Below are 22,782 nucleotides of genomic sequence, written 5' to 3'. Positions count from 1 at the left end.
CCACCTGATCACCTGAACCGGCAAGCCGAGGGCCCGGTGCCCGCATCCTCCTGGATGCGGGCACCGGGCCCTCGTTCGATACGTCAGGCCAGCGCGTTCAGCTGGGCCAGGAACCAGGCGGCCGGGGGGAGGGCCGTGGCCGCTGCTGCCAGGCGCTTGGTGCGTTCGGTGCGTTCGTCCTTGTCGAGGGTCAGGGCCTCGTGCAGGGCACGGGCCGTGGAGCGCAGGTCGTACGGGTTCACGACCAGGGAGTCGTCGCCGAGTTCCTCGTAGGCGCCGGCCTCGCGGGACAGGACGAGGACCACCCCGTCGTCCGAGACGACCGGGATCTCCTTCGCCACGAGGTTCATTCCGTCGCGGATCGGGTTGACCAGGGCCACGTCGGCGAGACGGTACGCGGCCAGCGACCGCGCGAAGTCGTCCTTGACGTGGAGGAGCAGCGGCTGCCAGTCGGCGGTGCCGAAGTCCGCGTTGATCTCGTCGGCCACCCGCTGCACTTCGGCGGTGTACTCGCGGTAGACCGCGAGATCGTGGCGTGACGGGTACGCGAAGGCGATGTGCACGACGCGCTCGTGCCACTCCGGGTGCTCGGTGAGCAGCTGCCGGTACGCGAGGAAGCCGCGCACGATGTTCTTGGAGAGCTCGGTGCGGTCGACGCGGACGATCGTGCGGCGGCCGGGGCCGATCTCGGAGCGGAGTGCGGCCAGCCGTTCCTCGACGTCGTCCTGGTGCGAGCGCTCCCGCAGGAAGTCGGCGTCGGCGCCGAGGCCGTGCACGCCGATCCGTGTGGTGCGGCCCTCGTGGGTGACGGTCAGCTCCCCGGCGGCGTCGTGGCCGACGTCCGCGCCGAGCACGTCCGCGCAGCACGCGGCGAAGGCCTCGGCCCACCGCCGGGTGAGGAACGCGGCGCGGTCGGCGCCGAGGATCCCGGTGAGGAGCTGGGCGCCGATGTCGTCGGGCAGCAGGCGGTAGTAGTCCGGCGGCGCCCACGGGGTGTGCGAGAAGTGCCCGATGCGCAGGTCGGGCCGGCGCTCGCGCAGCATCGCGGGGGCCAGTGACAGGTGGTAGTCCTGCACGAGGACGGTGGCGCCTTCCGCGGCCTCCTCGGCGAGCGCGTCCGCGAAGGCGGCGTTGTACGTCTCGTAGGAGGCCCAGTCCTGCCGGAAGTCCTCGTCGAAGAGGGGTTCCAGGTGGGTCTGGAAGAGCAGGTGGTGGACGAACCACAGCACGGAGTTGGCGATGGAGTTGTAGGCGGCGGCGAAAACGTCCGGCTCGATGCCGAGCATGCGCGTCTGCGCGTCGCCCTCGCCGCGGCGGACCGCTTCGCGGTCGCCCTCGCTCATGGCGGCGCACACCCAGACGGCGCCGGCGTCGGGGCCGATGGCGCTGAGGCCGGACACCAGTCCGCCGCCGCCGCGCTGGGCGGTCAGCGTGCCGTTCTCTCCGAGGGTGTAGGAGACGGGCCCGCGGTTGGAGGCGACGAGGATCGGGGCTGCGCGGTGAGCGACCATGCCGCCAGCCTAGCCAGGTGTCCTGCGACGCAAACGTGGTGGCGGCTTCGCCGCGGGGGTGGTTGCGGGGGCCGGGTCCTCCGGGGTGGGGCTTCGAAATCGACTATTTACGAGCCTGGCGGCTCACAAATAGCTCGGCAGCATTTCGAAACCCCACCCCTCCGGCCCCGTCCCCCTCACGTCCCCGGGCTCCGTGAGGGGGTGGTGGAGAGGGCTTGGGTTGTCAGCCTGTGCGGCGTGCCCCGCGGAGGGCTGTGTATTCGGGGATGGTGATCATCGGGGGGCGTTCCTCGGCTGCTACCTGGTGGGTGCGGGGGGCGAAGCCGCCGTTCGGGGCCCGGTCGAACTGGGTGAGGACGGGGCGGACGAGCTGGCCGCGGGCGAGGCGGACCTGGGCGGTGCGGTAGATCGTGGCGGCCATGCGGCCGAGGGCCTGGCCGTCCTGGTGGCGGTGGTGGCGGACGCCGACGTCCACCTGGGCCAGCGCGTCGAGGCCGACGGTGTTCAGGGCGTCGATGAGCATGCCGAGCTCGACGCCGTAGCCGACCGGGAAGGGCAGCCGTTCCAGGAGGGAGCGGCGGGCCGCGTACTCGCCGCCGAGGGGCTGGACGAAGCCCGCGAGGAGGGGCCAGTGGAGGTTGAGCAGGGGGCGGGCGACGAGTTCGGTGACGCGGCCGCCGCCGGCCGGCACGATCGTGTCGCCGGTCTCCAGCGGGCGGTCGTACATGGCCTTGACCAGCTGGACGCCGGGCTCGGTCAGCAGGGGGCCGATGATGCCGGAGACGAAGCCGGCGTCGAAGTCGCGCAGGTCGGCGTCGATGAAGCAGACGATCTCGCCGCTCGTCACCAGCAGCGAACGCCACAGCACCTCGCCCTTGCCGGGCACCGCGGGCAGGTCGGGGAGTATCTCGTCGCGGTGCACGACCCGGGCTCCGGCGCGCGCCGAGACCTCCGCCGTACGGTCCGTGGAGCCTGAATCGATCACGATCAGCTCGTCCACCAGGGGCACGGGACCGCTCATGAGCTCGTCGCGGATGGTGCGGACGATCGCACCGACCGTGGCCTCCTCGTCGAGGGCGGGCAGCACCACGCTCACCGTGCCCCGGTCGCCCGCGGAACGCTTGGCCGCGAGCAGCCGCTCGAGGGGCCGGTCGGCGGCGGACCAGGACCGTCGATCGAGCCAGCGCTCCACCTCTTGCAGCACGTGCTTGACTCCCTGATGTGACGGTTGGGCATGGAATCCACCCCGTGACGGGACCCTGTGTGGCCCGTCTCGCGGTTCGGACGACTATCTCAAGTGTCCGGCTCGTCGGTTACAGTCTTGAACAACGCGAGTGACCGCCGCATGCCGGGGGTCACCACGGAAAACAAATGCCCGGGTGAGAGCCCGGTGCCACAGCGCTCATCCAGAGGGACTGAGGGAACGGCCCGCAGAAGTCCCGGCAACCCTCCCGCCACATCTCGTCGTCGACGACGCGAGGCCAGGTGGGGAAGGTGCCAATTCCGTCTCGTGGCGATCGTCGCCGCGGGGAAGATGAGGAGAAAGGGCCTCGCCGTCATGGCTGTGCAGACCATCGACAACACCACTGAAGCCACCCCGGACACCGGACCCGCGTTCGGACCCGCCGTCGCGCTCTCCTGCCGCGAGTGCGGAGAACGCGTTCCGCTCGGACCGGTCTTCGCGTGCCAGGAGTGTTTCGGGCCGCTCGAAGTGGCCTACGACCTCCCCACCGGTGACCCGGAAGCCCTGCGCAAGCAGATCGAGTCCGGCCCGGCGAACATCTGGCGCTACGCGCCGCTGCTGCCCGTTCCGGCGGACGTGGTCGACAAGCCCAATCTGAACCCGGGCTGGACCAAGCTCGTCAAGGCCGACAACCTGGCCCGTGAGCTGGGTGTCACCGGCGGCCTGTACGTCAAGGACGACTCCGGCAACCCGACGCACTCCTTCAAGGACCGCGTCGTCGCCATCGCCCTGGAGGCCGCCCGCACCTTCGGCCTCAAGACGCTCTCCTGCTCCTCCACGGGCAACCTGGCGGGCGCCGTCGGCGCCGCCGCCGCCCGCGCCGGGTTCCGCTCCTGTGTGTTCATCCCGCACGACCTGGAGGCCGGCAAGGTCGTCATGGCCGCGGTGTACGGCGGCGAGCTGGTCGGCATCGAAGGCAACTACGACGATGTGAACCGGTTCTGCTCCGAACTGATCGGCGACCCGATCGGCGAGGACTGGGGCTTCGTCAACGTCAACCTGCGTCCGTACTACGGCGAGGGCTCCAAGACCCTGGCGTACGAGATCTGCGAGCAGCTCGGCTGGCGGCTGCCGGACCAGATCGTCATCCCGATCGCGTCCGGATCGCAGCTCACGAAGATCGACAAGGGGCTGCAGGAGCTGATCAAGCTCGGGCTGGTCGAGGAGAAGCCCTACAAGATCTACGGTGCGCAGGCCGAGGGCTGCTCCCCGGTCTCCGCGGCCTTCAAGGCCGGCCACGACGTGGTGCGCCCGGTGAAGCCGGACACCATCGCCAAGTCGCTGGCGATCGGCAACCCGGCCGACGGCCCGTACGTGCTCGACATCGCCCGCCGCACCGGCGGAGCGGTCGAGGACGTCACCGACGAGCAGTGTGTGGCCGCGATCAAGCTGCTGGCCCGGACCGAGGGGATCTTCGCCGAGACCGCGGGCGGGGTGACGGTCGGTGTGCTGAAGAAGCTCATCGAGACCGGTCAGCTCGACCCGGCCCTGGAGACCGTCGTCCTCAACACCGGTGACGGACTGAAGACCCTCGACGCGGTCGCTCCGACCACCGGCCCGACCGCCGTCATCCGCCCGACCCTTGCCGCGTTCCGAGAGGCTGGCCTCGCATGAGTGCTTCTGTTCGTATTCCGACCATTCTCCGCACCTATACCGGCGGCCAGTCGGAAGTCCCGGCCGAGGGTTCGACGCTCTCCGAGATCCTTGAGTCGCTGGAGAAGAACCACACGGGTATTTCGGCGCGCGTTCTCGACGACACGGGCAAGCTGCGGCGCTTTGTGAACGTCTATGTGAATGACGACGACGTGCGCTTTTCCGAAGGTCTGCAGACCTCGGTTCCGGACGGCGCGAATGTCTCGATCATTCCGGCGGTAGCCGGAGGCTGACCTCCGTCCCTACCCAGTCCCGCGTGAACTCATGCCCGCCTCATGCCCCGTCCGCCCTGTGGTGGGCGGGGCATCTGGGTGTGGGGCGGTAGTTGAATCGAGGTACAGTTGCGGTGGACTCCCGCCCGGCCCCGCACGCGGTTCGACGATTTATCGCCAAATTCGCGAGATGATTGTCGTGTAGGCGAGGTATGTCCGGTCCGAGTTGCCCCGGATCCTTATTGTTCCTCCCCGTATTTCCGATCAGTCGTGCCTGGAATTCTCGTCGGATTGACCTGTTGCAGAGGGCATCCGTACGGATACATTCGGCCGCGGTCGACGCGTTCCGGCGCACGCCCCCGACCTTGGCGGGGGTGAGGTCTGACCCGGGTCCGCGAAGTGCGGATTCGCGATAGGGCCAGCAATAGGGGAGTTAGGGATGGCTCAGGGCACCGTCAAGTGGTTCAACGCGGAGAAGGGCTACGGCTTCATCGCGGTCGACGGTGGTGCGGATGTTTTCGTCCACTACAGCGCGATCCAGATGGACGGCTACCGCACCCTCGAGGAAGGCCAGCGGGTCGAGTTCGAGATCTCGCAAGGTCAGAAGGGGCCGCAGGCGGACATGGTCCGCCTGGCCGGCTGAAGCTCCGGAGCGTCGCCGACGGCGCTACGCACTCACGCCGAAGGGTCCGTGTCCCGACAGGGGCGCGGGCCCTTCGTGCGTCCCGGTCCCGGCGGTCGTGGAGGCACCCCTGGCCGAAGCTCGGGGAGCCGCGCGGCGCCCCTCCGGGACCCCGAGTTGTCCACAGTCGCTTGCACTCGACTAGGGCGAGTGCTAATCATTGGCGTTAGCACTCTGACAGTGAGAGTGACAGAAGGACCGGGTCGGCGAGGCCCGATCGAGCGCCGGGAAGAGCCCGGTGATCGGCAGGCCGTCCGTCGCGGGCGCCACGCGGTCCACTGAAATCCACCCCTGTCCGGGAGGACCACTTCTATGGCCAAGATCATCGCGTTCAACGAGGAAGCTCGGCGCGGCCTCGAGCGCGGGATGAACCAGCTCGCCGACGCCGTCAAGGTCACCCTCGGCCCGAAGGGCCGCAACGTCGTCCTCGAGAAGAAGTGGGGCGCCCCCACGATCACCAACGATGGTGTTTCCATCGCCAAGGAGATCGAGCTCGAGGACCCGTACGAGAAGATCGGCGCCGAGCTGGTCAAGGAAGTCGCGAAGAAGACCGACGACGTCGCCGGTGACGGCACGACGACCGCGACCGTTCTCGCCCAGGCCCTCGTCAAGGAAGGCCTCCGCAACGTAGCCGCGGGCGCCAACCCGATGGCCCTCAAGCGCGGCATCGAGAAGGCCGTCGAGGCCGTCTCCGCCCAGCTGCTCGAGCAGGCCAAGGACGTGGAGACCAAGGAGCAGATCGCTTCTACGGCCTCCATCTCCGCCGCCGACACCCAGATCGGCGAGCTCATCGCCGAGGCGATGGACAAGGTCGGCAAGGAAGGCGTCATCACTGTCGAGGAGTCGCAGACCTTCGGGCTCGAGCTTGAGCTCACCGAGGGCATGCGCTTCGACAAGGGCTTCATCTCCGCCTACTTCGCGACCGATCTGGAGCGTATGGAGTCGTCCCTCGACGACCCGTACATCCTGATCGTCAACTCGAAGATCGGGTCCGTGAAGGACCTGCTCCCGCTCCTCGAGAAGGTCATGCAGTCCGGCAAGCCGCTGCTGATCATCGCCGAGGACGTCGAGGGCGAGGCGCTCTCCACCCTCGTCGTCAACAAGATCCGTGGCACCTTCAAGTCCGTCGCCGTCAAGGCTCCGGGCTTCGGTGACCGCCGCAAGGCCATGCTCGGCGACATCGCCATCCTCACCGGTGGCACCGTCATCTCCGAGGAGGTCGGCCTCAAGCTGGAGAACGCCGGTCTCGACCTGCTCGGCCGTGCCCGCAAGGTCGTCATCACCAAGGACGAGACCACGATCGTGGACGGATCCGGCGAGGCCGACCAGGTTGCCGGTCGCGTCAACCAGATCCGTGCCGAGATCGAGAACTCGGACTCGGACTACGACCGTGAGAAGCTCCAGGAGCGCCTGGCGAAGCTCGCGGGCGGCGTGGCCGTCATCAAGGCCGGCGCCGCGACGGAGGTTGAGCTCAAGGAGCGCAAGCACCGTATCGAGGACGCCGTTCGCAACGCGAAGGCCGCCGTCGAAGAGGGCATCGTCGCCGGTGGTGGCGTCGCTCTCATCCAGGCCGCCGTCGCGTTCGAGAAGCTCGAGCTCGAAGGTGACGAGGCGACCGGCGCCGCGATCGTGAAGCTGGCCCTCGAGGCCCCGCTGAAGCAGATCGCCGTCAACGGTGGCCTCGAAGGTGGCGTCGTTGTGGAGAAGGTCCGCAACCTGCCCATCGGTCACGGCCTGAACGCCGCGACCGGCGAGTACGTCGACATGATCGCCGAAGGCATCATCGACCCCGCCAAGGTCACGCGCTCCGCGCTGCAGAACGCGGCCTCCATCGCCGCGCTCTTCCTCACCACGGAAGCCGTCATCGCCGACAAGCCCGAGAAGGCCGGAGCCGGCGCCGGCGCCGGTGGCGGCATGCCCGGTGGCGACATGGACTTCTGACCTTCTGGTCAGAACTCCGGTCAGCGGTACCCGTAGTAAGACCGAGGGCGGCATCCCCAGCTGGGGATGCCGCCCTCGGGCGTTGTGTGCCCGGACAGGCCCTACACGTCGGATCCGGTGGGCGTCAGGCGCCGGAACCAGTCGGTGTCAGGCGCCGGCCGACTCCAGGGCGGCGCGCAGATGGCCGTTGCTCTTCGCCAGCAGCCGGGCCGCCGTGGCCGCGTCCACATCGGCCAGGATCGCCAGGATGGCGTGCTTGACCTCGCCGTCCGCCGCGGCCAGCGCCGCCTCGATCGCGGCGTCCGGTGCCCCCGTCGCCAGGGCGACGATCCGGCGCGACCGCGCCCGCAGCTTCTCGTTCGACGCCCGGACGTCGACCATCAGGTTCCCGTACGTCTTGCCGAGCCGGATCATCGTGATCGTCGAGAGCATGTTCAGCACGAGCTTCTGCGCCGTGCCGGACTTCAGCCGGGTCGAGCCGGTGAGCAGCTCGGGGCCGACCACGACCTCGATACCGTGCTCGGCGGCCGCCGCGAGCGCCGAGTGCGCGTTGCAGGACAGCCCGACGGTGAGCGCCCCCAGCGAGCGGGCGTGCTCGACGGCGCCGATCGCGTACGGGGTGCGGCCGGACGCCGAGACGCCCACGACGGTGTCGTCCGGGCCCAGCGCCAGCGCGTCCAGATCGGCGGCGGCCAGCGCCCTGCTGTCCTCGGCGCCCTCCACCGCGGTGACCATCGCGGCCGGCCCGCCCGCGATCAGGCCGACGACCTGCCCCGGCTCGGTGTTGAACGTCGGCGGGCACTCGCTCGCGTCGAGCACCCCGAGCCGGCCGGCGGTGCCCGCCCCGGCGTAGAGCAGCCGCCCGCCGCGCGCCATCCGCTCGGCGATGTCGTCGATGGCCGCGGCGATGGCCGGCAGTTGTGCGGCGACCGCGGCCGGGACGGTGGCGTCCTCGGCGTTCATCGTCCGGGCGATCTCCAGGGTGGAGAGCCGGTCGATCTCGGAGAGCTCGGGCCGGAACGCCTCGGTGGTGAGGGTCTCCAGCTCCCGGCGCAGCTCGGTGTAGTCGGAGTCGGTGGAGGGGGACATGCGGCTCGTACGTCCTTACGTGAAGCGGTGAGCCATGGCGCCACGTCATCGCGCCACAGCATGATGCTGCGTCCTGTGTGCGGATAGCGGTCGGGGGATCGGGGGCTGGTGCTGGACGGGGGCTCCGGTCAGGAGCGGGAGGCGCGCGGACTGTGCCGGTGGGCCAGCGCCTCGTACGAGGCGGACAGTGCGGGTGCGGCGGTCTCGTAGGTGCGTTGCATGACGCCTATGAACAGGAAGTCCACCACGAGGAGCTGACTGGTCCTGCTCGACATCGCGGCCGGCCGCAGCTCGCTCTCCCGCGAGGTGGACGTGGTCAGCACATGATCGGCGTACTGGGTGACCGCGCCGTCCGGGCGGCCGGTGATCGCCACCGTCGTCGCACCCCGGTCGAAGGCCACCCGCAGCGGCTCGATGACGTCATGGGTGTTCCCCGAGTGCGTGATCGCGATCGCCACATCGCCCTGCCGCAGCTGGACCGCGTTGGTGATGGCCAGGTGCGTGTCACCGTGCGCGTGCGCGATCAGCCCGATCCGCAGCAGCTTCTGGACCAGGTCCTGGCCCACCAGGCTGGACGCGCCGATGCCGAACACCTCGATACGGCGCGCCGCGGCGAGGGCCCCGACGGCCGCCTCCAGCTGCGCCACGTCGAGCTGAGCGGCGGTGTCGGCGAGCGTCTGCTGCTCCTCGCGCGCCAGCTTCGCCACCACCTCGGTCAGCGGATCGTCCACGGCGATGTCCGCGGTCACGGCGGGCGGTACGCCCGCCGCCTGCTGCGCGGCGAGCGCGGCCAGCGCCAGCCGCAGATCCCGGTAGCCGGGATAGCCGAGCAGCCGCGCGGTGCGGACGACGGTGGCCTCGCTGGTGCCGGTGCGCTGCGCGAGCGCGGTCACGGTGAGGTGCGCGCAGCCGGCGGGGTCGTTGGCCACGGCCTCGGCGACCCGCTGCATCGAGCGGGTCATCGACGGCCCGACCGTACGGACCGTGGCCGCCAGCGTCCCGGGGTCGGGGCTCCTGTCGGGCACTCTGGACGTGGCGGGGGCGGCGGACGCGTCACGCGACGGCCGTGCGCGCTGGGGGAAAGTTTCCTTCACGCTGTACGTCACATCTTGAAAGATATTTTCAGGCGGTGGGGCCGTCAAGGGGACAGGAGGCAGAATGGACGGATGGATCGTGATCTGGAAGAGGCCCTGCACGGCGCGCGGGCGCTCATCCTCGCCGACCTCGCCGCCCGGGACGTAGCCGGACCGGACGTCGTCTCCCTGGTCGAGAACGCCGTCGCGCAGCGCCGCTGGTGGGTCGAGCAGTGGCCCGCGGGCATCGAGTTCGTCGCCGGGCTGGTCGCCCAGGACGTCCAGGACGCGCTGCTGGCGCGCTTCGGACGCTGGCCGCTGTGCCCGCTGTGCGAGGAGCCGCACGGGCTCGCCGTCGAACCGGAGCTCGGGCCCGACCCGCACTGGGTCTGCGAGACCGCCGGGGCGGTCGTCGCCCCGGTCGGCGGGCTGAGCTGACGATGACACCCTCCCGAACCGGGGCCCGGTCCCGGACGTGGACTCTGCCCCAGGGGACGGCGGTTTCATGACGCTCTACATCGACCCGCCGACCTGGCCGGGGCACGGCCGCATGTGGTCGCACCTGGTCAGCGACGTCTCCTACGAGGAGCTGCACGCGTTCGCCGCGCGGCTCGGCTGCCCGCCGAAGGCGTTCGAACGGGACCACTACGACGTTCCGGCCGCTCGCTACGCCTCGGCCGTCGAGCTGGGCGCGGTGGAGGTCGGCAGCAAGGAGATCGTGCGGCGGCTCATCGGCGCGGGGCTGCGCCGCCGCAAGGCCCCGCCGGCGGGTGACGCGTCGGCCGCGTCGGCCTGATGAGTGCGTCGAGGTCAGCCTGAGTGGGTCGAGGACGGCCTGAGTGGGTTCCTGAGTGGGTTGCGGTCAGCCTGAGTGCGTCGAGCCGGTGACGTCGGCGGGCGTCGAGCCGGTGACCTCGGCGGGCGCCGGGACCGCGGGCACCGGGTGGCTCGCGATGACGCGGCTCGCGCCGTGCCGGCGCAGCGAGACGAGTACGAGGCCGATGGCGACCGCGGCCATGGCGGCGCCCGCCCAGGCGGTGGCCGCGAAGCCGAAGCCGCCGCTGATGACGAGGCCGCCGAGCCAGGGCCCACCGGTGTTGCCCAGGTTGAAGGCGGACGTGGTGGTGGCGCCGGCGAGGGTGGGGGCGGCGCCCGCCACGTTGAAGATGCGGGCGTTGAGCGCGGGCGCGGTGAAGAACGCCGAGAGGCCCAGCAGGAACGACAGCACGATCACGGCGATCTGGTTCTGCGCGGTGAGCGCCATCGCGCCCAGGAAGACCGTGGACGCGGAGATGCCGCCGATCATCACACCGAACAGGTGGGCGTCCGCGAAACGGCCGCCGATCGCGGTGCCGATCAGCGCGCCGACCCCGAAGAGGCCCAGGATCGCGGGCACCGAGCCCTCGGGCAGCCCGGCGACGTCCGTGAGCAGCGGTGCGAGATAGCTGAAGGCGCAGAACACACCGCCCGCGGAGAGCGCCGTGATGGCGACGGCCAGCCAGACGTTGCCGTCGCGGTAGATGCGCAGCTCCTCGCGGAGCCGGGGGCGGACGTCCGGGATCGGTATGCGGGGGATCAGCGCGATCACGCCGACGAGCGCCACCGCCGACATCAGGGCCACCGCCCAGAACGCGGAACGCCAGCCGAACTGGTCGCCGAGGAAGGCACCGGCGGGGACGCCCAGCACGTTCGCGATGCTCAGTCCGCCGATCATCACGGCCATCGCCCGGGCCCGCGCGTTCATCGGGACCATGGAGATCGCGACGGCCGCGCCGACCGCCCAGAAGCCCGCGCAGGCGAGCGCGCTGATCACCCGGGAGGCGAACAGCAGCGCGTAGTTCGGCGCCACGGCGCCCGCGACCTGCCCCAGGCCGAAGAGCGTGATCAGCGCGATCAGGGTGGTGCGGCGCGGCAGCCGCAGCGTGGCCACGGCGAGCAGCGGAGCCCCGACGACCATGCCGATCGCGAACGCCGAGATCAGCAGTCCGGCCTGCGGGATGCTGACGCCGAGATCGTCGGCGATCGGCGGCAGCAGGCCGGAGAGCATGAATTCCGAGGTGCCGAGCGCGAAGACACTGAGCCCGAGGACGTAGACGGCTACGGGCATGCGGGAGCGGCTGGCGTCGGCGGAGGGCATAACAGTTACCAGCGCCTCGGGTGACCTGCGTATTCCCGCGTATTCCCGGACAGGCTCGGCCCGGTCAGGTGGCCCGGTCAGGTGGCAGGGTCGGTCGCGGGACCGGTTGCGAGGAGCAGTTCCAGCTCGGTGCCGAGGTTGCGGCGGGCGATGTGCTCCCAGCGCTCGTGGCCGACCGGGGTGCGGAAGAGCCGGGGCAGATCCAGCAGTTGGCGCAGGACGGCGGCGCGGCCGGACCGGAAGGCGTCGTCGGGCACGAAGCCGTACTCCTGGCGGACGGCGGCGGCGTAGGCGGCGTACGCGGCAGGCTCACCGGCCAGGACCGCGAGATCCGCGTCACACAGGACCTCGCCGTTCCGGTCGTCGGGTGCCGGGTCGTGGCTGGTCGTGAGCAGCACCAGCCGGACCACCTCGGCGATGCGCGCGGCGTCGACCCCGGCCTCGGCCAGCGCCCGCTCGGCCAGCCGGGCGCTGCGCTCCTCGTTCTCGGAGCGGTCCGGGCGGTACACGGCGTCGTGGAACCAGGCCGCGAGCAGTACGGCGTCCGGGTCGTCGGCGTAAGCGGCCAGCTCGGCGATGTGGTCGAGTACGGCGACCAGGTGATCCGTGGTGTGATACCACCGCTGCTCCTCGCTCCACCGGCCGAGCAGGTCCTCGCCGTAGGCGGCATCGGGTGCGGGGGTGGGGGCAGCGGTGGGGGCGGAGCCGGGAGTGTCCGAAATCGGGGCGACCCGGGTGCGGCGCAGCAGGTCACACCATTGGGTGAGCAATGCGGCATGCTGCGGGTGCTTCGTCGCGGGGGTGACAGCCATGGTGGCTATTGTGCGCCTGAGGGCTCGCGCGGGGGTGACGATTGTGGCACTCTTGGTCATATGTCTAGACCAATTTTCGAGGTGATCGCCCTCGGCGTCGATGACGCCGTAGCGGCCCAGACCGGCGGCGCCGACCGCCTCGAGCTGGTCACCGACATGGCCGCGGACGGCCTCACCCCGTCCCGCGAGACCTTCGCCGCCATCCGTGCCGCCGTGCACATCCCGCTGCGCGTCATGCTGCGGCTCTCCGACGGCTTCGGCGCCGGCGACATCGACGCGCTCTGCGCGGCGGCCGAGGGGCTGCGCCGCGAGGGTGCGGACGAGTTCGTCCTCGGCTTCCTCGACGGGCGCGGCGGGGCCGACCTCGAGGCGGTCTACGCGATCGCCGACGTCATCGACGGGTGCCGGTGGACGTTCCACCGCGCCATCGACCGCGCGGCGGACCGCGACGCGGTGCGATTGCAGCTGGCGGGGCTGCCGGGGCTGGACACGTATCTGACGGCCGGGTCACCCAAGGGCGTCGACGACGGCCTCGCGGTGCTGGTCGCCGAGGCGGCCCGGACGGCGGCGGAGCCGGAGCCGGAGCCGGGGTACGAGCCGCGGATTCTGGTGGGGGGCGGGTTGAACCGGGAGCATCTGCCGGCGTTGCGGGCGGCGGGGATCGACGCGTTCCACGTCGGCGGGGCGGTTCGCCCTGCGGGCTGGGCTTCCCCTGTGGACGTGGGTGCGATGAGGGAGTGGCGGGCGTTGCTGGATGCGCCGGTGCCGGTGGGTTAGGCGGGGTTGGTTTTTTGGTTCCGGTGCCCGGGTCCTGCGGGGCGGCGGTTCGAAATCGACTATTTAGGGCCTGGCGGCCCACAAATAGCCCGGCAGCATTTCGAACCCCCACCCCTCCGGCCCCGGGCACCTCGCGTTCCAGCCCGAGCCCCCGCTCGACCCTGTGCCACCCGCTCAGGTAGGGATGCCCCGGCTGCAGGCGCAACGGTCCGCGGGTAGCCGCGTGTCGGTGACGTGCATTTGTGACGGCAGTGGGGGGCACCCCCGGCCGAAGGTTGGGGGAGGGCGGGGACAGCTCGCCGCAGGCGGAACGGTGCGGTGGGGGCGATGTAACCGCACCCGCGCCGGAGGCGGCGCGGCTCGCCGCAGGCGCAACGGTGCGGTGGGGGCCGGGCTTCAGGCCCCGCCGCCCAGCCGGAGGCTGAACGTTGAGCCGTGGCCTCGGCCGGCGGAGGCGACTGTCGCGGTGCCGCCGTGGGATTCGGCCAGTTGGCGGACGATGGCCAGGCCCAGGCCGCTGCCTCCCGTTTGGCGGTTGCGGGATTTCTCGGCGCGCCAGAAGCGGTCGAAGACGTGGGGGAGGTCGTCGGGGGCGATGCCGGTGCCGGTGTCGGTGATGTCGATCACGATGCGGTCGTCGTCGGTGTAGCCCCGCAGGGAGACGCTGCCGCCCGGCGGGGTGTGGCGGATGGCGTTCGAGACGAGGTTGCCGACCGCCTGGCGGAGGCGTACCGGGTCGGCCTGGAGGCCGAGGTCGCCGGGGGTGACGGTGAGGGCGACGCCGGCCGAGGCGGCGCGGGCGCGGTGGGCCGCGGCGACCTGTTCCAGGATGTCGCCGAGGCGCACCGCTTCGGGGTGGACGCGGAGCGTCCCGGCGTCGGCGGCGGCCAGGTCCTGGAGGTCGTCGATGATGTGCTGGAGCTGGAGCGCCTCTTCGAGGAGCGAGGAGTTGAGGGCGTCGTCGGGTTCCGCGATGCCGTCCTCCACCGCTTCGAGCCAGCCGCGGATGTTGCTGACCGGGGTGCGCAGTTCATGGGCGACGTCGCTGACCATGGCCTTGCGCTGTTCGGCGAGGCGCTGGCGTTCCTGGGACATGTCGTTGAAGGCGGCGGAGAGCCGGCCGATCTCGTCGCCGGTGGCGACGGTGACGCGCGCCGAGTCGTCGCCGTCCCGCATGCGCTGGGCGGCGTCGGTGAGGGCGCGCAGCGGGCGGATGAGGCGGGCGGCGAGCAGGAGGGTGACGGCGGCGGCGAGGGCGAGGACGAGGGCCGCGACGCCGGCGACGCGCAGGGTGTTGGAGCGGGAGAGGGCGAAGCCGGGGGTGGTGGCGCCGCTCGGGTCCGTGACGAAGAGGTACGCGGCGGGGGCGACGAATTCGCGGAGCTGGTCGCGGCGCGCGGTGTCGACGCAGTCGGCGGTCTTGCGTTCGGTGATGCCGCCGCCCTTGGGGTCGCGGACGGCGGGGGCCGGAACGGCCCGGGGCGTCCGGACGGCGCTGGGCGTCGGGACGGGGGTGGGCCCCTGGGCAGCTGCGGCGCCCGTCCGGCCCCAGGTGAGGTCGGGGTTGAGTTCGAGGAGTGGCAGGTTCTCGGTGGTGAGGCACTTCTTGAGACGGGAGTTGAGGTCGGCGAGGGCGGAGCTCTCGGTGGCGGTGGGGGCGGCGAGCCTGCTGCCGTTGCAGGACTCGTCCAGCACGTCGGAGGGGTCGCCGCCGACGACCTTGATGTGCGGGCGGCCGCTGGGGCCGTCGGCGATCTCGCCGGCGATCATGTAGTCGGCGAGGCAGGAGACGCTGCGCCGGGCGAGGTCGTGCAGCTGCTTGCGTTCCGCGGGGAGCAGCCGGAACGGGCCGACGGCGCGCGGGTCGATGTCGCCCGCGGTGGCGCCGGGGACCATGGTGGCGTCGACGTGCAGCGGGTCGAGGGCCGCCGACTGGGTCTGCGGGAGCGGGGAGCCGGCCGGTGCGGAGTCGGCGACCGGCCGCCGGTCCTGGGTGGTGACGGCGATACGGCGCTGGGTGGTGGCGGCCAGCTGGCGGACGGTGGGCGCGATGCCGTCCCAGTTGGCGTGGGTGGCCGCGTACTCGGCGAGCTTGCCGTAGATCAGGGCGTCGTTGGCCAGATAGCGGCTCTGCTCCTGCTGGATGGAACCGGAGGTCGTCTGGACGGCCAGCCAGGTGGTGGCGGCGACCGAACAGGTCGCGACCAGGACGAAGGAGAACAGCAGCCGGCCGAGCAGGCTCCTGCGGAACGGGACCTTGCCGCGGGCCGGCCGGGGTTCACGGGCCATCGTGCCCGCCGTCCGTCAGCTTGTAGCCGACGCCGAAGACCGTCACCAGATAGCGCGGCCGGCGGGGGTCCGGTTCTATCTTCTTGCGGAGGTTCATGACGTGCACGTCCACCGTCCTGGTGGTGATGTACCGGTCGAACCCGTGGACGTGGTCCAGGAGTTGGGCCCGGCTGAAGACCCGGCCCGGCAGCGCGGCCAGGGCCGCGAGGATGTGGAACTCGCCGGGGGTGCAGTCGGCGGGTCTGCCGTCGACGGTCACCTCGTGCCGCGCCGGGTCCACGGTGAGCCCGCCGACGCGCAGTACGGCGTCGGAGGTGGCATCCGGCTTGCGGGCGCCGCTGCGCCGCAGCAGGGTGCGGATCCGGGCCATCAGCTCGCGGGGGCTGTACGGCTTGGTCATGTAGTCGTCGGCGCCCAGGTCGAGGCCGAGCAGCAGATCGTCCTCGGTGGAGCGGGCGGTGAGCATCAGGATCGGCAGGTCGGACTCGGCCCGCAGGACGCGGGCCACGTCCAGCCCGTCGACCCTCGGCATCTGGATGTCGAGCACGAGCAGGTCCGGCTCCCGGCGGCGCGCCTCCTCGATGGCGGCGCGCCCGTCGTGGACGACGGTGACCGTGTGGCCCTCCCGCAGCAGATAGCGGCGGACCAGCTCGGCCTGTTTCTCGTCGTCCTCGGCCACCAGCACGTGTGCGCACATGAGGGCGAGCGTAAGCGCATCGAGCGGCCCGAACACGATCGCGACCGCGACCTGACAACTTCTTCATATCTGCTGGTCAGGGTGGAGGCCGGCCGGATGCCTAGTTCGTCCCCCAGCTACCGCTGGGAGGTGCCCCCAGCGGCCAGCTCCTCCGGCAGCGGCTTCGCGTGGAGCACCGCGAGGCCGGAGACGGCCCGGGTGAGGGCGACGTAGAGGCGGCGCAGCCCGGTGCGCTCGTCCGGCTCGCCCGAGACGATGGCGGCGGGCTCGTCGAGCACCACGTAGTCGTACTCCAGGCCCTTCGCGAGCGTCGCCGGGACCAGGGTGAGCCGGGCCTGCGCCGAGGTCTCCTCGCCGGGGGCGAGGTACGGCAGGCCGGCCGACTCCAGGGCGGCGGCGAGCGCCGCGATGCGCTCGTCGGCGGCGATGAGGCCGATGGAGCCCTCGTACGCGAGGGCGTCGTGGCAGGCCGCGAGAACGGCCGCGTCCAGCTCCTCCGCGCCCGTCCGGCGGATCACGAGGTCGCCGGGCGACTCACGGACCGAGGTGGCCGGGGCCAGCCCGGGGGCGATCGTGGGCAGCAGCAGGGACGCGTAGGCGATCACGCCGCGCGGCACACGGAAGCCGCGGGTCAGCTCCTCGACCGGGGCGCCCGGCTTGCCCAGGTGCGTAAGGGCTTCCTCCCAGCTTGCGGTCGCCCACGGCGTGGTGCCCTGCGCGATGTCGCCGAGCACCGTCGCGGAACCGGTGGAGCAGCGCCGTCCGACCGCCCGGTACTGCATGGGGGACAGGTCCTGGGCTTCATCGAGCACCACGTGGCCGAGCGAGTGGGTGCGCTGTACGAGGTCGAGCGTCTCGTCGATCAGCACCGTGTCGGCCGGGGACCACTTCGCCGAGGCGAGGCTGCGGGGCGGCTTCTCCCACAGCAGCGTCGCCTGCTCCTCCGGCGTCAGGATCCCGTCGGCGCACTCCGCGAGGAACTCGGCGTCGGACAGCAGCCGCAGCACCGTCTTCGCCGGGTCGGCCTTCGGCCAGACCTCCTTCACCGCGGCCTTGACGGCAGGATTGCGGGCCACCGCGTCCTGGACGCGGTCGTCCGGCGCCTCCCCGGACTCCTCCATGCGGACGAGGATGTTGTGCGCGATCCGCTGCGGCAGTGCCTCGTGGGCGGCGCCGTACCGGATGTCACGCTCCATCAGCTCCCGCACCAGCTCTTCGAGTTCGTACGCGGGGACCCGCCAGCGCCGCGAACCGCGCACCACGACGATCGGCTCCTTCGGCATCCGGATGCCGCTGCGCACCGCGCGCCGCAGCACCTCCGCCATCCGGGCGTCGCCCTTGATCCGGGCGCGCTCCGCCGGGTCCGTGCCGCGCACCGTGACGTGCGCGACCAGGTCGTCGACCGTCGCCTGCTTGACCTGCAGCTCGCCCAGGGCCGGCAGCACCTGCTCGATGTACTGCAGGAAGGACTTGTTGGGCCCGATGACGAGGGTGCCGGTGCGGGCGAGCCGCTCGCGGTGCGCGTACAGCAGATACGCGACACGGTGCAGGCCCACGGCGGTCTTCCCGGTGCCGGGGGCGCCCTGCACACAGACGGTGCCGCCGATGCCGGCGCGGACGATCTCGTCCTGCTCCGGCTGGATGGTGGCGACGATGTCCCGCATCGGGCCGACGCGCGGTCGTTCGATCTCGGTCTGCAGCAGCTTGCTGGAGGTGCTGGCCTCGGCGGGGTCGGTGAGGTGCTCGTCCTCGTACGCGGTCAGTTCGCCGCCGGTGTAGCCGAACCGCCGGCGCAGCCGGACGTCCATCGGCTCGACGCGCGAGGCCCGGTAGAAGGGCTGCGAGACCGGCGCCCGCCAGTCGATGACCATCGGGTCGCCGTGGGCGTCGTGCACATGGCGGCGGCCGATGTAGAACTGCTCGCCCTCGGCGCCCTCAGCCCGCCCGTCTCCCGCCACCACCCTTCCATCGGAGCGCTTCGCGCTGCCCCTCCCCATTTCGACGCCGGGGGCGTGCAGGTAGTCCAGCCGGCCGAAGAACAGCGGGGTGTGCGAGAGGTCGGCGAGGGCCTTGATCCGGTTGTCGATCTCGGCGGCGAGGATCTTGGCGTTGACCCAGTTGCCGGTGACATCGGAGATGTCCAGCGCTTCCACGTCGGCGCGCATCGCGGTCAGCGCGGAACGGGATTCGGCGAGGTGGGTCTGTTCGGCCCGGAGCGGGTTCGCGTCCTGGGCGTGGTCGGGGTCGTGCAGGGGCACGGCATTGCCTCCGGCTTGTGCGTACGCAGGGAAGAAGAGAGAAGCCGACCGGTTTCCGTCCGGCCGGCGGCGCTCCCATCGGGAGGCGGCAAGACGGTGGATCTTACGCTCCCGCCCGCCGCACCGCGAATGCTTTTCCCGCAACCGGAGCGGCACCCCGGGGGCCCTCAGGGTTCACCCCGGGGGCGCCCTAGGGGACGGACGTCAACCCAGAGGCGTACGTGACACGGGAGACTTCAGACTTCCGCCCGATGTACTGCAAACGGCGGATTTCCTACCGTAGGGACATGACCACAGAAACCTTCACCCCAGGCCCCTCCGCCGCCGGCAGCACCGCCCTCGGCACCCACCACGAGCACCCCCGCCACCTGCTGGGAAGCACCCTGCGAGCCGTCCGCGTCTTCGCGCAGACCGCCGTCGAGGTCGTCCTCCTGGGCAGCGAGGGCAAGCACCGCTGACCCAGGACGGAGCACGGCCCCCACCCGGCGGTCCACTAACGTCGCGGCGGTGACCGCTCTCAGCGAGGTGCACCCGGCGCCACCCTCCGTACGCGCCCTGTCCCGCCGCCTGCTGCTCGTCCTGGCAGCCCTGCTGGCCCTCGCGCTGGCCCTCGCCGGATACGCGCTCTTCTTCTCGACGTATCCGGTCCCGATGGCGGACATGCTCGTCTACCGCGCCGAAGGCGCCGCCGTCGCCTCCGGCCAGGACCTCTACGGCTTCCGCGTCACCCGGTGGAACCTCCCGGCCACCTACCCGCCCTTCGCGGCGCTGCTCTTCGTGCCCACCACCTGGCTGCCACTCGGCGCTCTGCGCGGCGGCTTCGTCCTCGGCAACCTCGGGCTGCTCGCCGCCCTGACCCACCTTTCGCTGCGCTGCACGAGCCGCCCCGGCGGCTCCCGCCACCCGGCCGCGCTGATCGCGCTGCCCGCCGGCGCCCTGTGCCTGGAACCCGTCTTCCAGACGTTCGTCTACGGCCAGATCAATCTGGCGCTCGCCGTCCTCGTCCTGTGGGACCTGTCCCGGCCCGACGGCGCCCGCGGCAAGGGCTTCGCGGTCGGGATCGCCGCAGGCATCAAGCTCACCCCGGCGATCTTCGCCGTCTACCTCGCCCTGACCGGGCGCACCCGCGAGGCCACCACCGCGGCCTGCGCCTTCGCCGGCACCGTCCTGCTCGGCATCGCCGTGCTGCCCGGCGCCTCCGTCGACTTCTGGACCACGCGCCTCTACGAGACCGACCGCGTCGGCAAGGCCTGGATCATCGACAACCAGTCCCTCCAGGGCCTGCTCGCCCGGCTCCTGCACACCGAGCACCCCGGCCTCGTCTGGGTGGCCGCCGCCGCGCTCACCGCCGCCGCGGGCCTCGCCGTCGCCACGTGCGCCGCCCGCCGCGGCCTCGAAGCGTGGGGCGTGCTCTGCGCGGCCGTCACCGCGCTCCTGGTCTCCCCGATCAGCTGGTCGCACCACTGGGTCTGGTGCGTCCCGCTCCTCGCCCTGCTGGCAGCCCACACCCGCGGCCTCCCCTGGCGCCGCGCCGCGGTCCTCGCGACCGCCGCCGCCTTCGCCTGCCGCAGTATGTGGCTCACTCCCCACCAAGGCGACCTCGACCTCCACCTCCCCTGGTGGCAACAACCCCTGGCATCCCCGTACCCGCTCCTGGGCCTGGCCTTCCTGGCCGGCACGGCGTTATGCCTGCGGCGGGCCAATGGGCGACCCAGCGCGGCCACCCCCGGGCTGTGACGTGAGGGGGCCGGGGCCGCAGGCGTGGTGGTTCGAAATGCTGCCGAGCTATTGGTGGGCCGCCAGGCCCTGAACAGTCGATTTCGATCCGCCGCCCCGGAGGACCCGGCCCCCGGAACCGCGAACCGGCGGCTCGCTACGTCAGCAGCTCGTCCGCGTCCATGATCCGGTAGGCATATCCCTGCTCCGCCAGGAACCGCTGCCGGTGTGCCGCGAAGTCCTGGTCGATCGTGTCCCGCGCCACCACCGAGTAGAAGCGCGCCTCGTGCCCGTCCGCCTTCGGCCGCAGCACGCGGCCGAGCCGCTGTGCCTCCTCCTGGCGGGAGCCGAACGTGCCGGAGACCTGGATCGCGACCGTCGCCTCCGGCAGGTCGATCGAGAAGTTCGCGACCTTGGAGACCACGAGCACACTGATCTCCCCCTGCCGAAAGGCCTCGAAAAGCTTCTCGCGCTGGGCGTTCGACGTCTCGCCCTTGATCACCGGAGCGTCCAGGTGCTCCCCCAGCTCGTCCAGCTGGTCGATGTACTGCCCGATCACCAGCGTCTGCTCGCCCGCGTGCTTCGCGACCAGCGCCTCCGTGACCCGCCGCTTCGACGCGGTCGTCGCGCAGTAGCGGTACTTCTCCTCCGGCTCGGCCGTCGCGTAGGCGAGCCGCTCCGTGTCGGTCAGGTTGACGCGGACCTCCACGCAGTCGGCCGGCGCGATGTAGCCCTGCGCCTCGATCTCCTTCCAGGGCGCGTCGAAGCGCTTCGGGCCGATGAGGGAGAAGACGTCGGACTCGCGGCCGTCCTCGCGGACGAGGGTGGCCGTCAGGCCCAGCCGGCGCCGCGCCTGCAGGTCGGCGGTGAACTTGAAGACGGGCGCGGGCAGCAGGTGCACCTCGTCGTAGACGATCAGGCCCCAGTCGCGCGAGTCGAAGAGCTCCAGGTGCGCGTAGACGCCCTTCCGTTTGGTCGTCAGCACCTGGTACGTGGCGATGGTGACCGGGCGGATCTCCTTGCGGGTGCCGCTGTACTCGCCGATCTCCTCCTCGGTGAGCGAGGTCCGCTTGATCAGCTCGTGCTTCCACTGCCTCGCCGAGACGGTGTTGGTGACGAGGATCAGCGTCGTCGCCTTGGCCGTCGCCATGGCGCCGGCCCCCACCAGCGTCTTGCCCGCCCCACAGGGCAGCACCACGACACCGGAGCCGCCGTGCCAGAAGCCCTCGACGGCCTGCTGCTGGTACGGGCGCAGCGCCCAGCCGTCCTCCTTGAGCTCGATCGGGTGCGCCTCGCCGTCGACGTAGCCCGCGAGGTCCTCGGCGGGCCAGCCCAGCTTCAGCAGCGTCTGCTTGATCTGGCCGCGCTCCGACGGGTGCACGACGACGGTGTCCGGGTCGAGCCGGGCGCCGACCAGCGGCTGGACCTTCTTCGAGCGGAGGATCTCCTCCAGCACCGGCCGGTCGGTGCTGGTCAGGACCAGCCCGTGGACGGGGTGCTTGCTGAGGGTGAGGCGGCCGTAACGGTCCATCGTCTCGGCGACGTCGACGAGCAGCGCGTGCGGGACGGGGTAACGGGAGAACGCGACGAGCGCGTCCACGACCTGCTCCGCGTCGTGCCCGGCGGCGCGGGCGTTCCACAGGCCGAGCGGGGTCAGCCGGTAGGTGTGGATGTGCTCGGGGGCACGCTCCAGCTCCGCGAACGGGGCGATGGCGCGACGGCACGCGTCCGCGCGCTCGTGGTCGACCTCGAGGAGCAGCGTCTTGTCGCTCTGGACGATGAGAGGCCCGTTGTTCAAGTGCCACACCCTTCGGTTCGTGATGGAGGCAAGCCTCCAGTGTCGCGCATCCCGGTCATCGGCAGTGGCGCCCGCTGCGTACGACGGCGGGCAGGGGGTAGACGCCCCCTCGACCTGAATGGGGGGAACGCATGACCCGCACGGATCTGTTCCAACCGGCCCGCGATCGTCTGAAGGCGAAACGCACGTCCAAGCCGCGGTCGAAGGCGGCGGGGGCCCGGTGGAAGCCCACGTCGTGGAAGCCCGTGGGGAAGAACACACGGAAGCCGGCCGCGAAGCGGGTGCCGAAGCCGCGGACGAAGCCGGTGTCCCGGCCCGCCCGCGACCCCCGCGACCACCCCGGCGAGCCCCGGTCGTTCGCCGCCGGGCTGACGCGCGCGCTGGTGATGGTGCTGGCCTTCGTCTTCATGGTCGGTTTCGCCGTGGTGCTGGCGAAGCTGACGCTGCAGCCGTCGCCGGCGTCGGTCAAGCTCATCCACACGAATCTGCGGCCGGGCGACTCCATCCGCCAGTACATCGACCAGCCGGCTTTCCGCGACACGGTGAAGCAGATCGGCGGCAACCTGGTACTCGGCGTGCCGTTCGGGATCCTGCTGCCGGTGCTGTTCCCGAAGACCCGGGGTCTGCTGCGGGTGGTGCTGGTGACCGCGCTGGTGATGGTGCTGGTCGAGGCCGCGCAGGGCGCGATCGTCGAGGGCCGGGCCTTCGACGTCGACGACGTCATCCTCAACACCACGGGTGCGCTGGTCGGTTATCTGCTGCTCGGCCGGCGGCTGGGCCGGGCCCTGCATCCGCGACGCCACCACTGGTGGCAGCGGCGGGACCCGTCCGACGGCGAGGGTCGTGCCCGCCGCCCGCGCAAGCGCGAGGCCGCCTGACGCGGCATTCTCGGTG

The 22,782-nt window shown here is 71.4% G+C and carries 20 protein-coding genes and 1 riboswitch; of the genes, 10 read left to right on the top strand and 10 right to left on the bottom strand.

The features are described 5' to 3' along the window. Nucleotides 1–83 precede the first annotated feature (83 nt). Both C6N31_RS17710 and C6N31_RS17705 read right to left on the bottom strand, forming a co-directional pair. Entirely contained in the window at nt 84–1,511 is a 1,428-nt protein-coding gene (locus C6N31_RS17710; RefSeq protein ID WP_138355901.1) for an alpha,alpha-trehalose-phosphate synthase (UDP-forming), read from the bottom strand. 223 nt (nt 1,512–1,734) lie between these two features. Beyond that, nucleotides 1,735–2,715 carry a glucosyl-3-phosphoglycerate synthase gene (locus tag C6N31_RS17705; RefSeq protein ID WP_138355902.1) on the bottom strand — a complete coding sequence of 327 codons (981 nt, stop codon included), beginning with the start codon at nt 2,713–2,715 and terminating at the stop codon, nt 1,735–1,737. A 195-nt stretch (nt 2,716–2,910) separates the two neighbouring features. Further along, nucleotides 2,911–3,052: riboswitch (SAM riboswitch) on the top strand. A 17-nt stretch (nt 3,053–3,069) separates the two neighbouring features. Between C6N31_RS17705 and thrC the strand changes: the two genes are divergently transcribed. The 4 genes from thrC (at nt 3,070) to groL (ending at nt 7,242) form a co-directional block, all read left to right on the top strand. Further along, a complete protein-coding gene (gene thrC / locus C6N31_RS17700) occupies nt 3,070–4,368 on the top strand; it encodes a threonine synthase (RefSeq protein ID WP_232485322.1) in 1,299 nt (432 codons plus the stop codon). Continuing rightward, nucleotides 4,365–4,640: a ubiquitin-like small modifier protein 1 gene (locus C6N31_RS17695; RefSeq protein WP_138355904.1), complete on the top strand. Its 276-nt coding sequence runs from the start codon at nt 4,365–4,367 to the stop codon at nt 4,638–4,640. Before thrC ends, C6N31_RS17695 begins: the two co-directional genes overlap by 4 nt. A 418-nt stretch (nt 4,641–5,058) precedes the next feature. Beyond that, nucleotides 5,059–5,262, top strand: a complete 204-nt coding sequence (locus C6N31_RS17690) for a cold-shock protein (RefSeq protein WP_009339379.1) — start codon at nt 5,059–5,061, stop codon at nt 5,260–5,262. A 351-nt stretch (nt 5,263–5,613) separates the two neighbouring features. Continuing rightward, nucleotides 5,614–7,242, top strand: coding sequence for a chaperonin GroEL (gene groL, locus C6N31_RS17685; RefSeq protein ID WP_138355905.1), 1,629 nt, complete (start codon nt 5,614–5,616; stop codon nt 7,240–7,242). Nucleotides 7,243–7,389: 147 nt separating this feature from the next. Here groL and murQ read toward each other — a convergent pair whose 3' ends face one another. Continuing rightward, nucleotides 7,390–8,331 (bottom strand): N-acetylmuramic acid 6-phosphate etherase, encoded by a 942-nt coding sequence (gene murQ, locus C6N31_RS17680; protein ID WP_138355906.1) that lies wholly within the window; start codon nt 8,329–8,331, stop codon nt 7,390–7,392. Between the two features lie 128 nt (nt 8,332–8,459). Then, nucleotides 8,460–9,356, bottom strand: coding sequence for a MurR/RpiR family transcriptional regulator (locus tag C6N31_RS17675; protein WP_138355924.1), 897 nt, complete (start codon nt 9,354–9,356; stop codon nt 8,460–8,462). A 141-nt stretch (nt 9,357–9,497) separates the two neighbouring features. Between C6N31_RS17675 and C6N31_RS17670 the strand changes: the two genes are divergently transcribed. Both C6N31_RS17670 and C6N31_RS17665 read left to right on the top strand, forming a co-directional pair. After that, nucleotides 9,498–9,842, top strand: coding sequence for a DUF8819 family protein (locus C6N31_RS17670; protein ID WP_138355907.1), 345 nt, complete (start codon nt 9,498–9,500; stop codon nt 9,840–9,842). 67 nt (nt 9,843–9,909) lie between these two features. Continuing rightward, nucleotides 9,910–10,200, top strand: coding sequence for a DUF4031 domain-containing protein (locus C6N31_RS17665; RefSeq protein ID WP_138355908.1), 291 nt, complete (start codon nt 9,910–9,912; stop codon nt 10,198–10,200). 66 nt (nt 10,201–10,266) lie between these two features. Here the strand turns inward: C6N31_RS17665 and C6N31_RS17660 are convergent, their stop codons facing one another. Both C6N31_RS17660 and C6N31_RS17655 read right to left on the bottom strand, forming a co-directional pair. Further along, nucleotides 10,267–11,511 carry a Cmx/CmrA family chloramphenicol efflux MFS transporter gene (locus C6N31_RS17660; protein WP_138355909.1) on the bottom strand — a complete coding sequence of 415 codons (1,245 nt, stop codon included), beginning with the start codon at nt 11,509–11,511 and terminating at the stop codon, nt 10,267–10,269. A 107-nt stretch (nt 11,512–11,618) separates the two neighbouring features. Then, the gene (locus C6N31_RS17655) at nt 11,619–12,353 is read right to left on the bottom strand and encodes an HD domain-containing protein (protein WP_138355910.1); all 735 of its coding nucleotides are present in this window, start codon (nt 12,351–12,353) and stop codon (nt 11,619–11,621) included. A 60-nt stretch (nt 12,354–12,413) separates the two neighbouring features. Here C6N31_RS17655 and C6N31_RS17650 point away from each other — a divergent pair, with 60 nt between their 5' ends. Beyond that, complete coding sequence (locus tag C6N31_RS17650) at nt 12,414–13,130, top strand: copper homeostasis protein CutC (protein WP_138355911.1); 717 nt, start codon at nt 12,414–12,416, stop codon at nt 13,128–13,130. 396 nt (nt 13,131–13,526) lie between these two features. Here C6N31_RS17650 and C6N31_RS17645 read toward each other — a convergent pair whose 3' ends face one another. The 3 genes from C6N31_RS17645 to C6N31_RS17635 form a co-directional block, all read right to left on the bottom strand. Next, nucleotides 13,527–15,419, bottom strand: coding sequence for a sensor histidine kinase (locus tag C6N31_RS17645; RefSeq protein WP_164295833.1), 1,893 nt, complete (start codon nt 15,417–15,419; stop codon nt 13,527–13,529). After that, on the bottom strand, nt 15,409–16,116 hold the full coding sequence (locus tag C6N31_RS17640) for a response regulator transcription factor (RefSeq protein WP_138358902.1): 708 nt from the start codon (nt 16,114–16,116) through the stop codon (nt 15,409–15,411). Before C6N31_RS17640 ends, C6N31_RS17645 begins: the two co-directional genes overlap by 11 nt. A 116-nt stretch (nt 16,117–16,232) precedes the next feature. Then, nucleotides 16,233–18,374 carry a HelD family protein gene (locus tag C6N31_RS17635; RefSeq protein WP_244809226.1) on the bottom strand — a complete coding sequence of 714 codons (2,142 nt, stop codon included), beginning with the start codon at nt 18,372–18,374 and terminating at the stop codon, nt 16,233–16,235. 287 nt (nt 18,375–18,661) lie between these two features. On the opposite strand from C6N31_RS17635, the gene C6N31_RS17630 reads away from it, so the two are divergent. Further along, nucleotides 18,662–18,832 (top strand): hypothetical protein, encoded by a 171-nt coding sequence (locus C6N31_RS17630; RefSeq protein WP_187144921.1) that lies wholly within the window; start codon nt 18,662–18,664, stop codon nt 18,830–18,832. A gap of 49 nt (nt 18,833–18,881) precedes the next feature. Continuing rightward, on the top strand, nt 18,882–20,111 hold the full coding sequence (locus C6N31_RS17625) for a glycosyltransferase 87 family protein (RefSeq protein ID WP_381585048.1): 1,230 nt from the start codon (nt 18,882–18,884) through the stop codon (nt 20,109–20,111). 136 nt (nt 20,112–20,247) lie between these two features. Here the strand turns inward: C6N31_RS17625 and C6N31_RS17620 are convergent, their stop codons facing one another. Further along, complete coding sequence (locus tag C6N31_RS17620; RefSeq protein ID WP_138358904.1) at nt 20,248–21,888, bottom strand: DNA repair helicase XPB; 1,641 nt, start codon at nt 21,886–21,888, stop codon at nt 20,248–20,250. Between the two features lie 131 nt (nt 21,889–22,019). On the opposite strand from C6N31_RS17620, the gene C6N31_RS17615 reads away from it, so the two are divergent. Continuing rightward, entirely contained in the window at nt 22,020–22,766 is a 747-nt protein-coding gene (locus C6N31_RS17615; RefSeq protein WP_187144920.1) for a VanZ family protein, read from the top strand. Nucleotides 22,767–22,782 lie beyond the last annotated feature (16 nt).

It is taken from the genome of Streptomyces fildesensis, from assembly GCF_016107395.1.
In the GTDB taxonomy this organism is placed as follows: domain Bacteria; phylum Actinomycetota; class Actinomycetes; order Streptomycetales; family Streptomycetaceae; genus Actinacidiphila; species Actinacidiphila fildesensis.
Note: the sequence above shows the minus strand (reverse complement) of the source record. Positions and strands in the feature narration are given on the sequence as shown.

Excerpts from the sequence above, each read along its gene's own strand:
- C6N31_RS17645 (WP_164295833.1), bottom strand. The coding sequence starts at position 15,419 with ATGGCCCGTGAACCCCGGCCGGCCCGCGGCAAGGTCCCGTTCCGCAGG.
- thrC (WP_232485322.1), top strand. The coding sequence starts at position 3,070 with ATGGCTGTGCAGACCATCGACAACACCACTGAAGCCACCCCGGACACC.
- C6N31_RS17615 (WP_187144920.1), top strand. The coding sequence starts at position 22,020 with ATGACCCGCACGGATCTGTTCCAACCGGCCCGCGATCGTCTGAAGGCG.
- C6N31_RS17670 (WP_138355907.1), top strand. The coding sequence starts at position 9,498 with ATGGATCGTGATCTGGAAGAGGCCCTGCACGGCGCGCGGGCGCTCATC.
- C6N31_RS17630 (WP_187144921.1), top strand. The coding sequence starts at position 18,662 with ATGACCACAGAAACCTTCACCCCAGGCCCCTCCGCCGCCGGCAGCACC.
- C6N31_RS17710 (WP_138355901.1), bottom strand. The coding sequence starts at position 1,511 with ATGGTCGCTCACCGCGCAGCCCCGATCCTCGTCGCCTCCAACCGCGGG.
- C6N31_RS17660 (WP_138355909.1), bottom strand. The coding sequence starts at position 11,511 with ATGCCCGTAGCCGTCTACGTCCTCGGGCTCAGTGTCTTCGCGCTCGGC.
- murQ (WP_138355906.1), bottom strand. The coding sequence starts at position 8,331 with ATGTCCCCCTCCACCGACTCCGACTACACCGAGCTGCGCCGGGAGCTG.
- C6N31_RS17640 (WP_138358902.1), bottom strand. The coding sequence starts at position 16,116 with ATGTGCGCACACGTGCTGGTGGCCGAGGACGACGAGAAACAGGCCGAG.
- C6N31_RS17690 (WP_009339379.1), top strand. The coding sequence starts at position 5,059 with ATGGCTCAGGGCACCGTCAAGTGGTTCAACGCGGAGAAGGGCTACGGC.
- C6N31_RS17695 (WP_138355904.1), top strand. The coding sequence starts at position 4,365 with ATGAGTGCTTCTGTTCGTATTCCGACCATTCTCCGCACCTATACCGGC.
- C6N31_RS17650 (WP_138355911.1), top strand. The coding sequence starts at position 12,414 with ATGTCTAGACCAATTTTCGAGGTGATCGCCCTCGGCGTCGATGACGCC.
- C6N31_RS17665 (WP_138355908.1), top strand. The coding sequence starts at position 9,910 with ATGACGCTCTACATCGACCCGCCGACCTGGCCGGGGCACGGCCGCATG.
- groL (WP_138355905.1), top strand. The coding sequence starts at position 5,614 with ATGGCCAAGATCATCGCGTTCAACGAGGAAGCTCGGCGCGGCCTCGAG.
- C6N31_RS17655 (WP_138355910.1), bottom strand. The coding sequence starts at position 12,353 with ATGGCTGTCACCCCCGCGACGAAGCACCCGCAGCATGCCGCATTGCTC.